The organism is Pectobacterium colocasium (genome assembly GCF_020181655.1).
GTDB lineage: Bacteria > Pseudomonadota > Gammaproteobacteria > Enterobacterales > Enterobacteriaceae > Pectobacterium > Pectobacterium colocasium.
This window is the reverse complement of record NZ_CP084032.1, coordinates 2,105,239-2,117,626: the sequence shown is the minus strand read 5'-3', so window position 1 is coordinate 2,117,626 and position 12,388 is coordinate 2,105,239. Positions and strand designations below refer to the sequence as shown.

General features: G+C 48.9%; 8 protein-coding genes. 4 read left to right on the top strand and 4 right to left on the bottom strand.

Translation table 11 applies throughout. The features are described from left to right. Nucleotides 1-193 precede the first annotated feature (193 nt). Nucleotides 194-1,279, bottom strand: a complete 1,086-nt coding sequence (serC, locus tag LCF41_RS09555) for a 3-phosphoserine/phosphohydroxythreonine transaminase (protein WP_225087846.1) — start codon at nucleotides 1,277-1,279, stop codon at nucleotides 194-196. A gap of 328 nt (nucleotides 1,280-1,607) precedes the next feature. Here serC and ycaO point away from each other — a divergent pair, with 328 nt between their 5' ends. The 4 genes from ycaO to pflA all read left to right on the top strand — a co-directional run bounded on the left by ycaO (nucleotide 1,608) and on the right by pflA (nucleotide 8,032). Next, nucleotides 1,608-3,371, top strand: coding sequence for a 30S ribosomal protein S12 methylthiotransferase accessory factor YcaO (gene ycaO / locus LCF41_RS09550; RefSeq protein ID WP_225087845.1), 1,764 nt, complete (start codon nucleotides 1,608-1,610; stop codon nucleotides 3,369-3,371). A gap of 450 nt (nucleotides 3,372-3,821) precedes the next feature. Beyond that, on the top strand, nucleotides 3,822-4,682 hold the full coding sequence (focA, locus tag LCF41_RS09545; protein ID WP_225087844.1) for a formate transporter FocA: 861 nt from the start codon (nucleotides 3,822-3,824) through the stop codon (nucleotides 4,680-4,682). Between the two features lie 57 nt (nucleotides 4,683-4,739). Beyond that, on the top strand, nucleotides 4,740-7,022 hold the full coding sequence (pflB, locus tag LCF41_RS09540) for a formate C-acetyltransferase (protein ID WP_225087843.1): 2,283 nt from the start codon (nucleotides 4,740-4,742) through the stop codon (nucleotides 7,020-7,022). Nucleotides 7,023-7,291: 269 nt separating this feature from the next. Further along, nucleotides 7,292-8,032, top strand: coding sequence for a pyruvate formate lyase 1-activating protein (pflA, locus tag LCF41_RS09535; RefSeq protein WP_039349119.1), 741 nt, complete (start codon nucleotides 7,292-7,294; stop codon nucleotides 8,030-8,032). Between the two features lie 88 nt (nucleotides 8,033-8,120). On the opposite strand, the gene LCF41_RS09530 is transcribed toward pflA, so the two are convergent. From LCF41_RS09530 to LCF41_RS09520, 3 genes are read right to left on the bottom strand one after another with little or no spacing between them, the layout of a single operon-like run. Further along, the gene (locus LCF41_RS09530; RefSeq protein WP_225087842.1) at nucleotides 8,121-9,689 is read right to left on the bottom strand and encodes a hydantoinase/oxoprolinase family protein; all 1,569 of its coding nucleotides are present in this window, start codon (nucleotides 9,687-9,689) and stop codon (nucleotides 8,121-8,123) included. 10 nt (nucleotides 9,690-9,699) lie between these two features. Beyond that, nucleotides 9,700-10,809, bottom strand: coding sequence for an S-methyl thiohydantoin desulfurase family protein (locus tag LCF41_RS09525; RefSeq protein ID WP_225087841.1), 1,110 nt, complete (start codon nucleotides 10,807-10,809; stop codon nucleotides 9,700-9,702). Between the two features lie 41 nt (nucleotides 10,810-10,850). Further along, nucleotides 10,851-12,167, bottom strand: coding sequence for a cytosine permease (locus tag LCF41_RS09520; RefSeq protein WP_225087840.1), 1,317 nt, complete (start codon nucleotides 12,165-12,167; stop codon nucleotides 10,851-10,853). Between the last annotated feature and the right edge of the window lie 221 nt (nucleotides 12,168-12,388).

Below are 12,388 nucleotides of genomic sequence, written 5' to 3'. Positions count from 1 at the left end.
TTTCAACGTGGACATAAAAACCCCGGTAAGCCCGGGGTTTATCAAAATGTATATACCCGTCATACTTCAAGTTGCATGTGCGTTGGCTACGTTTAGTCACCCGAATCACTTACTTGAGTAAGCTCATCGGGATGCCTTCTCTTGCCGCCTGCCTGAAACTCGAATTATTTAGGGTATAGCGAGGTCGTATTAATCAACCGTGGCGACGTGCGAAGTCAGCCATAAATTCAGTCAGCGCTTTCACGCCTTCCAGTGGCATGGCGTTGTAGATAGACGCACGCATGCCGCCCACTACGCGATGGCCTTTCAGCGCATGCAAGCCCGCAGCGACGGATTCTTCCAGGAAGACTTTATCCAACGCAGCATCTGCCAGCAGGAACGGCACGTTCATACGAGAACGGTTCGCTATAGCAACGTCATTACGATAGAAATCATTACCGTCAATGGCGCTATACAGTAGATCGGCTTTCTCCTGGTTGCGTTTTTCCATTTCAGCCAGCCCACCATGCTCTTTCAGCCATTTGAAGACCATACCGGACAGATACCAGGCAAAGGTCGGTGGCGTGTTGAACATGGAGTCATTGTCCGCCAGAATCTGATAATCCAGAATCGATGGCAGCTCACGGCGCGCTTTACCCAACAAATCGTCACGCACGATCACCAGCGTCAGACCCGCAGGGCCAATATTTTTCTGCGCACCCGCATAGATCACGCCATAGCGGCTGACGTCAATACGACGAGACAGGATGCTGGAAGAATAGTCAGCGACCACAATTTTGTCGCCAAAATCCGGCTCTTCTTCAATCGCAATACCGTCAATGGTTTCATTCGGGCAGTAATGGACAAATGCCGCGTCATCAGACAATTGCCATTCGCGCATCGGTTTAATACCGCGCAGGCCGTCTACGCGCGTTTTTACGTCAATCACGTTAGGCGTGCAGTACTTTTCTGCTTCATTAATTGCGCTGTGTGCCCAATATCCACCGTCGATGTAGTCCGCGGAGGTACGTTCACCCAGAAGATTTAACGGGACAGCCGCAAATTGCGCGCGAGCGCCGCCGTGGCAAAAAAGTACTTTGTAGTTGGAGGGGATTTTCAGCAAATCACGCAGATCTTGTTCGGATTCAGCGGCAACCTGCATAAACTCTTTACTGCGGTGGCTGATTTCCATGACCGAGGTACCCAGGCCATTCCAATTACACAATTCCTGTTCAGCACGACGCAGTACTTCAACCGGCAGCATTGCTGGACCGGCGCTAAAATTAAAAATCTGAGTCATTTCCCCTCACCACACCTGAAAAATAGCGGCTGTTTTATCACCGTTGTTACAAATACCATTTTTATAAACCTGTCGGTTATAAAAATACCGCTGTTACAAGATAGTAGTTATAACGGAACGACCGCTATAACCACACTACTTTTACCCTGCTATCGGTTTTATCACTCGTCAATCGCGGCTGCAACGCTTATTGCGCTTTCATTATGCAAAACGGCACGTTACGCCGTCTGTTCTTTTTCACCATTGCCGATCTGTTATGAATAAATAGAGTCTGGACAGAAAAATCCGTATCATGCCGCTTCCGTTAATCTCGATAAGAGTGAACTCCATGACTCAAACGTTTATCCCAGGCAAAGACGCCGCCCTGGAAGACTCCATCGCCCGTTTTCAACAACAGCTCCAGGACCTGGGGTTTAACATCGAAGAAGCGTCATGGCTGAACCCGGTGCCAAACGTCTGGTCTGTCCATATTCGAGACCGCGATTGCCCGCTCTGCTTCACTAACGGCAAAGGCGCCAGTAAGAAAGCGGCACTGGCTTCCGCGTTAGGCGAGTATTTCGAGCGTCTGTCTACTAACTATTTCTTCGCTGATTTCTATCTCGGCAAGACAATCGCCAACGGTGATTTCGTTCACTACCCGAATGAAAAATGGTTCCCAATCCCGGCAGATGACACATTGCCGAAAGGCATTTTAGACGCCCGCCTGCACAAGTTTTACGATCCCGAGCAGGAGCTGAGCGCGAGCGATCTTATCGATCTGCAATCTGGCAATGCCGACAGAGGCATTTGCGCACTGCCGTTTACCCGCCAGTCCGATCAGCAAACCGTGTATATTCCGATGAATATCATCGGTAACCTGTACGTTTCTAACGGGATGTCCGCCGGGAACACCGCCAACGAAGCCCGCGTTCAGGGGCTGTCTGAAGTGTTCGAACGCAGCATCAAAAACCGCATCATTGCCGAGTTGATCAGCCTGCCGGAAATTCCGCAAGCGGTGCTGAATCGCTACCCTGGCGTGGTCGAAGCGATTGCGACGCTGGAGAAAGAAGGCTTCCCGATTTTCTCTTACGATGCCTCATTGGGCGGAAAATACCCGGTTATCTGCGTAGTCCTGTTTAACCCGGCTAACGGCACCTGTTTTGCCTCCTTCGGCGCGCACCCGGATTTCGGTGTAGCACTGGAGCGTACCGTCACCGAACTGCTGCAAGGTCGCGGTCTGAAAGATCTGGACGTCTTCACCCCACCGACGTTTGATGATGAAGAAGTGGCCGAACACGCCAATCTGGAAACCCACTTTATCGATTCCAGCGGCCTGATCTCCTGGGATATGTTCAAGAAAGACGCGGATTATGAATTTGCCGACTGGAGCTTTAAAGGGTCGACGGAAGAAGAATTCGCGACGCTAATGGCGATCTTCAAACAAGAAGATAAAGAAGTTTATATTGCCGACTATGAGCATCTTTCTGTTTATGCCTGCCGCATCATCGTGCCAGGAATGTCAGACATCTATCCTGCTGATGATCTGTTATTGGCCAATAACAGCATGGGTGCTCACCTGCGTGACACGCTGCTGGCGCTGCCTGACAGCAAATGGGAGAAAGAAGACTATCTGGCTCTGTTACAACAGCTGGATGACGAAGGGCTGGATGACTTCACCCGCGTACGCGAACTGCTCGGCATTGCTACCGGTAAAGATAATGGCTGGTTTACTCTGCGCGTTGGCGAATTGAAAGCGATGTTGGCACTGGCCGGCGGCGATCTGGATCAGGCGTTAAGCTGGACAGAGTGGACTCAGGACTTCAATGACTCCGTCTTTACAGCGCAGCGCAGCAATTATTATCGTTGCCTTCAGACACTGCTGTTACTGGCACAGGAGCCTGAACGCGACCCGGCAGAATATTACGACGCCTTTACCAAAATGTACGGCAGTGAAACGGTTGATGCCGCCAGTGCCGCCGTGGCTGGCGAAGCTTGCTTCTACGGCTTGTTTGCCGTGGATGACACCTTTGCCACGTTGCCTGCACACCAGTCACTGCTGGCTGCCTATGAAAAACTGCAGCAAGCTAAACGCCGTTACTGGCAAGCAAAATAATGTCTGATGGCGGCAGCCCGCGCGTCTTATATTGATAAGTACACGCTATGGCAAATAGCAATCTGCCGCTAGTCATCTTAAATAGCTCTTTATCTTAAAGGGCTATTTTATTATCTACAGGACGAATATTTATTATTCGTAATGCATAATCAGAACATTGTTATTGAATGGTGAATTTTTAATTAAATTACGTCGACAAGGTGGTACTGAAATTCTACAAAACATGATTTTTATTAACGCTAAATCGGTAGGTTTAACGCCTCCTCTTCAACTCTTTTTGCAAAATTTAAAATATTTTTTATCATAATATTCAAATAGTTAACCTGAAAAACACGGTATCCCACCCTCTTTGCCACCTTGTTAGTTTCTTGCAATATGATCCACGTCAAATTTTACCGTATACTGCTTTGTTAGTATCTCAATGCTGATAATTTTTAAGAGAGAGTTAGTGTGAAAGCTGACAACCCCTTTACTCTATTACTCCCGGCTGCAATGGCAAAAGTTGCTGAAGACGCCGGAGTTTATAAAGCTACCAAACAACCGTGTACAACGTTTTATTTGGCGATAACCGCGGGTGTATTTATTTCGATCGCCTTTGTCTTTTATATTACCGCCACCACAGGAACCTCAACGATTCCTTTCGGTATCGCGAAACTGATCGGTGGTATTTGTTTCTCCCTTGGTCTCATGTTGGTTGTCGTCTGCGGTGCGGACTTGTTCACCTCAACCGTTCTCATCGTGATTGCCAAGGCCAGTGGACGTATTACCTGGAAGCAACTAGCCTATAATTGGGCAAATGTCTATGTCGGCAACCTGATTGGCGCACTTTTCTTCGTTGGGCTTATCTGGTTCTCGGGAGAGCACATGGTCGCGAACGGTGCGTGGGGCCTCAACGTCCTGCAAACGGCAGAACACAAGCTGGAACACACATTTGTTGAAGCATTGTGTCTAGGTATTCTGGCTAACCTGATGGTTTGTCTGGCCGTGTGGATGAGCTACTCCGGCCGTACACTTACCGACAAAATGTTTGCCATGATCCTGCCTGTCGCCATGTTCGTTGCCAGTGGCTTTGAGCACAGTATCGCGAACATGTTCATGATTCCTATGGGCATCGTTATCAAAAATTTTGCGACCCCAGAATTCTGGAACGCCATTGGAATGGTGCCTTCTCAATTTGAACATTTAACCGTTAGCCACTTCATTACCGATAACCTGATTCCCGTCACGCTTGGGAACATCATCGGCGGTGGTGTCCTGGTCGGTTTGACATATTGGGTAATTTATTTGCGCGGTGGAGACAAGCACCACTAAGGTGCAATCGGCCGCAACGTCGGGTTTTAAGAAATCCATATCAAAGGTAGGTGTAAAATGACCGAGCTGAATGAAAAATTGGCCAATGCATGGCAAGGCTTTAGCAAAGGTGAATGGCAGGATAACGTCAATGTTCGTGACTTTATCCAGAAAAACTACACGCCGTATGAAGGTGATGAGTCTTTCCTGGCTGGCGCAACCAAAGCGACGTCTGCCCTGTGGGACAGCGTCATGGAAGGCATCAAGCAGGAAAACCGCACTCACGCCCCTGTTGATTTTGATACCAATGTTGCCGCAACTATCACGTCTCACGACGCGGGATATATCAACAAAGGTCTGGAAAAAATCGTTGGTCTGCAGACTGACGCTCCGCTGAAACGTGCGTTGATTCCGTTCGGCGGCATCAAAATGGTTGAAGGTTCATGCAAAGTTTACGGCCGTGAACTGGATCCTCAACTGAAAAAGGTCTTCACTGAATACCGCAAAACGCACAACCAGGGCGTGTTCGATGTTTATACTCCAGACATCCTGCGTTGTCGTAAATCTGGCGTTCTGACTGGTCTGCCAGATGCCTACGGCCGTGGCCGTATCATCGGTGACTACCGTCGCGTTGCGCTGTACGGTATCGACTACCTGATGAAAGACAAGTTTGCTCAGTTCACTTCTCTGCAAAGCAAACTGGAAAACGGCGAAGATCTGGAAGCGACAATCCGTCTGCGTGAAGAAATTGCCGATCAGCACCATGCTCTGAGCCAAATTAAAGAAATGGCCGCTAAATATGGCTGTGATATTTCTGGCCCAGCCACAACGGCTCAGGAAGCGGTTCAGTGGACTTACTTCGGCTACCTGGCTGCGGTGAAATCACAGAATGGTGCAGCCATGTCCTTCGGACGTGTATCCACCTTCCTGGATATCTACCTTGAGCGTGATCTGAAAGCGGGCAAAATCACCGAAGAAGAAGCTCAGGAAATGATTGACCATCTGGTCATGAAACTGCGTATGGTGCGTTTCCTGCGTACTCCTGAGTATGATGAACTGTTCTCTGGTGACCCAATCTGGGCAACCGAATCTCTGGCTGGTATGGGTCTGGATGGTCGTACACTGGTAAGTAAAACCAGCTTCCGTTTCCTGAACACCCTGTACACCATGGGGCCGTCTCCAGAACCAAACATGACCATCCTGTGGTCTGAAAAACTGCCACAGAACTTCAAAAACTACGCGGCTAAAGTCTCCATCGATACCTCTTCTCTGCAATACGAGAATGACGATCTGATGCGTCCTGACTTTAACAACGATGACTACGCGATTGCTTGTTGCGTAAGCCCAATGATCGTTGGTAAGCAAATGCAGTTCTTCGGTGCGCGTGCAAACCTGGCAAAAACCATGCTGTACGCCATCAACGGCGGCGTGGATGAAAAACTGAAAATGCAGGTTGGCCCGAAATCAGAACCGATCAAAGGCGACGTTCTGAACTTCGACGAAGTGATGGATCGTATGGATCACTTCATGGACTGGCTGGCAAAACAGTACGTTACCGCGCTGAACATCATTCACTACATGCACGACAAATACAGCTACGAAGCGTCGCTGATGGCACTGCATGACCGTGACGTGTTCCGTACTATGGCGTGTGGTATCGCGGGTCTGTCTGTTGCTGCTGACTCCCTGTCAGCCATCAAATATGCCAAAGTGAAGCCAATTCGTGATGAAGACGGCCTGGCTATCGACTTTGACATCGAAGGCGAATATCCGCAATTCGGTAACAACGACGCCCGTGTAGATGAACTGGCTTGTGACCTGGTTGAACGTTTCATGAAGAAAATTCAGAAACTGGCTACCTACCGTGGCGCAACCCCAACTCAGTCTGTTCTGACCATCACCTCTAACGTGGTATATGGTAAGAAAACGGGTAACACGCCAGACGGTCGCCGCGCAGGTGCGCCATTTGGACCAGGTGCAAACCCAATGCACGGTCGTGACCAGAAAGGTGCGGTGGCCTCTCTGACTTCTGTTGCTAAACTGCCGTTTGCTTACGCGAAAGATGGTATTTCTTATACCTTCTCCATCGTACCTAACGCGTTAGGTAAAGATGACAACGTGCGTAAAGCTAACCTTGCCGGTCTGATGGATGGTTATTTCCACCACGAAGCCAGCATCGAAGGCGGTCAGCACCTGAACGTCAACGTCATGAACCGTGAAATGCTGCTTGATGCGATGGAAAACCCAGAGAAATATCCGCAGCTGACTATCCGTGTATCTGGCTACGCAGTGCGTTTCAACTCACTAACGAAAGAGCAGCAGCAAGACGTCATCACCCGTACTTTCACTCAGTCAATGTAATTTCCATGACTGTCTGAAAAGGCGTAAAATAAAGGCTCCACGTCAGTGGGGCCTTTTTCTCACCCCCGATTGTCGTCCAGGTTGTTAGCCTGTTTTGCCAGCCCGCTATATTGCCCTCACCCTGTGGATGGCTCGCAAAACAGATTCGACGCAGCATCTGTCCTACGGTGTTTTTCTGTCAGCAATCCCTGCCAGATTGACACCTGCTTTCTTATGACTGCGCTCATAAAGACCGCTATTGTTCGGTCAAATTTGGAGAAAACCTCGCAATGTCAGTAATCGGTCGCATCCACTCCTTTGAATCCTGCGGCACTGTCGATGGCCCAGGCATCCGTTTCATCATCTTCTTCCAGGGTTGCCTGATGCGCTGCCTGTACTGCCATAACCGTGATACCTGGGATACGCACGGCGGCAAGGAAGTGACGGTGGAAGAACTCATGAAAGAAGTCGTGACCTACCGCCATTTTATGAATGCATCTGGCGGCGGCGTAACCGCATCCGGCGGCGAGGCCATCCTTCAGGCCGAGTTTGTACGCGACTGGTTCCGCGCCTGCAAGGCAGAAGGCATCAACACCTGTCTGGATACCAACGGGTTTGTACGCCGCTATGATCCCGTCATTGACGAGCTATTGGACGTCAGCGATTTAGTGATGCTCGATCTGAAACAAATGAACGACGATATACACCAGAATTTAGTTGGCGTATCGAACCACCGTACCCTGGATTTCGCTCGCTATCTAGCAAAACGCAACCAGCGTACCTGGATACGTTACGTGGTCGTCCCCGGTTGGTCTGATGACGATGCGTCCGCACACAAACTGGGCGAATTCACCAAAGATATGACGAACATCGAGAAGATTGAGCTTCTTCCCTATCATGAGCTTGGCAAACACAAGTGGATAGCGATGGGTGAAGAGTACAAATTGGATGGTGTTAAACCACCGAAGGCCGATACCATGGATCGCATTAAGTCGATTCTTGAAGGCTACGGCCACAAGGTCATGTACTAACCTCTGATAGGGTTTGAAAAAATAGCGCGCTGATGGCGCGCTGTTTTCATGGTAGCGGAGAGATATTCTTACCTCGTTAAGCACTGCGCTAAGCCAGATTTCCTGCTGCCTTGATTTTCACCTGTACCGCATTCCCCGGCAAATAAGCCAACGGAATTTCCTGGTAATCGATGATTTCAACGCTGCCCGGCATCGCTCCCGTTTCTTCTGCAAGGCAAATAGTTTGTTGCTGCAGTTCGCTTTTTATCTTTTCGCGATCGTTATCCGGCATTTTCACTACGCGTTCAATCTGTGCGCCAACCTTCCCTAACGCCACACCAACCGCATTTGCCGCATCGAAATTCTGCGGACGCATAACCTGACTGATACCAGATAAAATGTCAGGCAGCAAAATACTGCCGCCACCCACAAGCACAGCGGGAATAGCTGCACTCGACGATTTGATCCGATCGATAGCACTTTCCACTTTATCAATCATCTGGCGATAAGCCTGCTGGCAAAGCGCTTTATCCAGTTCGGGCAACGGACGAGGAAGCTCGGATGCCCATCGCTCACGGTAGAGTTGCAGCATGATATCGCTGAGCGTTAACGTCTGCCCGCCAAAGCTGACGCCCTGCTCAAGCAGGCGATAGCCGACGCTGTCAGGCCCAAGAGTGAGTTTTCCATCCTGCGACTGCCGCACACAGGTTCCACCACCAATGCCGATAGAGATAATATCCGGCATTCTGAAATTCGTCCGCACATCGCCCACCTCAACGGCGATGGCAGATTCACGCGGAAAGCCATTCACCAACACGCCAATATCTGTCGTTGTGCCGCCGACATCGATAATCAATGCGTTATCCAGTCCAGAAAGGTGACACGCTCCACGAATCGAGTTCGTTGGCCCGCAGGCCATCGTCAGAATGGGGTATTGCTTCACCATACTTTCGGACATCAATGTACCGTCGTTTTGCCCGAAGAACGGCGTAGCCTTAATACCATGCCGGACTAACGCTTGCGTAAAGCCGCTAACAAACCGGTTGGCGGTGCTTTGTAACGATGCATTCAGGATGCTTGCGTTTTCCCTTTCCAGTAGTCCCGTGCTGCCGATCCGGTGGGATAACGACAGGGAGATTTCAGGTAATGCTGCATTTACCCATTGGGCAACCTGCATCTCCTGCTCATTATTAACGGGAGAAAATACGCCGCAGATCGCCACGCTATCCACATGACCGCGCATTCTGTCACAGGCTGCCAAGACCTCATCTCGCACTACGGGATGAATCTCACGGCCATCAAATTCATAGCCGCCATGAATTTGGTAAAAATGCTGACCTAACGTTCTTTGCCACTCGTCATCCCAGCCAAATAGCGGCGGGACGCTATCGCTGCTTGGCAGACTCAGGCGTAATAATCCAACGCGATCCAGCCCTTTCCGCTCAACAATCGCATTGGTACATTGCGTTGTGCCCAACATCGCATAGCGAATATGTTGCGGCTCAATACCTGACTGTGTCAGAACGTCTGCAATAACTCGTTCGATGCCGCTATAAATATCCAGGCTGGTAGGAAATTTGGCCGTCGCAATACAGCGCAGATCTGCATCTAAAATTGCTGCATCCGTGTTGGTGCCGCCGACATCAATCCCGAGTCGGTAATTATTTTTATGTAACATCGGGAAAGCCTCAGCGATTTGCAAGCTGTTCTATCGGCACATACTGCACCGGATAACCGAAATACTCCGGCCCCGCAACGTCAATCCCTCTTGGCGTTCGCCACTTTTCATTACATGGATAGGCAATGACATCAACTCGCTGCCCATAACGTAAATGTTCCGTAATAATCGGACGTCCGGTTTCACTGTCTACGATGGAGATTAAATCAGGCACAACAGCCAGCAGATTATCCTGCGTAGGATCTGTCACCTGTGAGGAGCGATAAGCAAGCAATAGCTCATTCTGGAAAAGCACCGTAAACGACTCACCCTTGTCGTTCCCCATGCCATCCAACACCACTTTGCCCCGAGCGAAACCACCCGTTGTGCGCCGTACCACATCAACAATTTTGCCCGATGCAACGATATAACCATTGAGTACCGTAAGCAGAGACTGTACCGGGTGACTGCCCGACTGATGAGCCTGACGCAGCATTCTTCCAATATCCTGCGCCAGAGTAAGCGTCCCCTTAATGGCGCTGCGCTTAAGTTCGCTACCGCGCAACGGATAATCGCACATGGCGCATGCGGCGCCCATTTGCTCCACAATTGAGCGTGCTAGCCGCTCCGACCATATACCATCGATAGGATTAAGAATGACAGCGTTGCCCTTCTCATCCGCCAATGTATTTGGAGCAGAGGTTAAATCATCGAGAAAAAAGGTCACCATCTGCGCTTCGGGGAACGCTCTGCCCATTGCATCACAATCAATAACAGGCAACCCTTTCGCAGCCGCAACAACTAGCGGTATTAACGAGTTAATACCGCCGACTTCGATAGAAAAAGTTCCAGAGGCTGACTCAGTGAGGTAATTCTCCATGGTTTCAAATGCCAAGAGAATTTGCCGCGGTGAAATGATTTTTTCGACAGAGACAGTCGGCGCTCCCATCGTACTACACGGGATAAAGAGCGCATTGTCATTGACATCATCCAGGTTGCACAATGTGACAGGCTTCCCATGACGCAAAGCATTTTTCGCAATTAGCGATCCTAAATAAGGATCCCCGCCACCGCCAGTACCAAGGATTGAAGCACCTAGCGCGATGTCGTCTATCATTTCAAAATCAATATATCGGACCATTACTTACCCAATAACCACCGAACAACCTAGGATTTAGAGAATCAATGGACAGACTCTGCCAACTGCGGGAACATTTTCCGCATTGCGATATACATCACCAAACTGATTATTATGCCATCCAACGTAGAAACGGATGTGATCGTAAACAAATCAAAGAAATCTGTAGCGGTTAATAAGCTTACAAAACTGCCGGATAACCACGCGATAGAGGCACAAATATTCAGTAATGGCGGTTGCGATGCATCCTGCGTTAAACGCGAAGAGTCAAAAAAGTAATATTCAGCAAGGTAAACCCCTGCAATAGGGGAAATTAGGACACCTAGTAACGACAAAAACTGGGTGAAGTTATTAATCATGCCGTTATAGGCCAAAAAAAGACCAGCAAATGCCATCAACACAACGAGTATTGGCCGGGATATTGCCCTGACAACAACCGAGAGTCCTAGTGAGGCTGAAATTAAATTAGAGCTATTCGTTGTCCATTGAGCAAAAATCAAAATCACAATCGCTGAAACACCGAGTCCTATGGTAAAAAATATTTCAACCAAATCGTCACTGCCAACCATATGGGTCAATATGAGCGCAACAAGAATCGTTGCGCTATTTCCTAGTAAGAATCCCAAGCCTGAGCCTAATATGGCATCTTTACGTGTTCTGGAATAACGAGCGATATCAGGTGACATGATACTTGCCGCTACTATCCAGATAGAAACCACGTAAGAAATAGCACTCCCTAAACTTATCGGTTTTTTAATAACCACTTCAGCAGGGGAAGCATGGCCATTAGCAGCCAGATAGATTCCTGAGATAATGAGTATAAGCATTAGCGGGACACTTAATGCGCTGAGTTTACCTAACGCACGAACGCCCCAAATGGCCGTCGATGCCATGAGAGCCATACCAAAAAGCAGAATAAAAAAGCGTCCAGGTTCAAGCTGATAATGTAGCAATGCTTTTTGCAGCATCACACCAAAGAAATCGAGTTGAAAGGCAAACCATCCAACAAGTGAAACAGCGGAAAACACGCCGATCACTTTCCCACCTAGCCGCCCAAAAACAGAAATACTGAGTAACGTTGTTGACAGCCCGCAGCCATAACCAACGTTCGCACACAATGCAGCAAGGACACCCAGTAACGCAGATCCAATAAGCGTGGCGATAACAGCTTGAGAAAAAGGTAATCCACTACTTAGAAAAGAGCCGAGAAATAGGCCAGAAATATCGATCCCGATAGCCAGCCATATCAAGGCAATGACATACCAGCTTTTTCTGGCTTCTACAGGAACCTTTTCGTATTCGTAATCATAGATCTGCCGCTCCTGTTGTTCTTTTTCAGGTACAGCTTTCCCTTGAGACATATTCCCTCCATTAAATAAGCAGCAAATAATTATTGTATCGTTGTGATATTTTATAGAGGTTGCCTGACGGCGTATAGAACAATGGTGTCGTCAGCAAGCTAACAACACCATTGTGCTTATGAGAGACCCTGATGTGACGCATAAAACCACACATTTTGTGGCAACCACATCAACGATGTGGCGTGATGACAAGATAAATGGGTTTCATATCGATTAATACA

What these genes read in the sequence shown, in the direction of transcription:
- pflB (WP_225087843.1), top strand. Translation starts at nt 4,740, where the DNA reads ATGACCGAGCTGAATGAAAAATTGGCCAATGCATGGCAAGGCTTTAGC.
- ycaO (WP_225087845.1), top strand. Translation starts at nt 1,608, where the DNA reads ATGACTCAAACGTTTATCCCAGGCAAAGACGCCGCCCTGGAAGACTCC.
- pflA (WP_039349119.1), top strand. Translation starts at nt 7,292, where the DNA reads ATGTCAGTAATCGGTCGCATCCACTCCTTTGAATCCTGCGGCACTGTC.
- LCF41_RS09525 (WP_225087841.1), bottom strand. Translation starts at nt 10,809, where the DNA reads ATGGTCCGATATATTGATTTTGAAATGATAGACGACATCGCGCTAGGT.
- LCF41_RS09520 (WP_225087840.1), bottom strand. Translation starts at nt 12,167, where the DNA reads ATGTCTCAAGGGAAAGCTGTACCTGAAAAAGAACAACAGGAGCGGCAG.
- LCF41_RS09530 (WP_225087842.1), bottom strand. Translation starts at nt 9,689, where the DNA reads ATGTTACATAAAAATAATTACCGACTCGGGATTGATGTCGGCGGCACC.
- serC (WP_225087846.1), bottom strand. Translation starts at nt 1,279, where the DNA reads ATGACTCAGATTTTTAATTTTAGCGCCGGTCCAGCAATGCTGCCGGTT.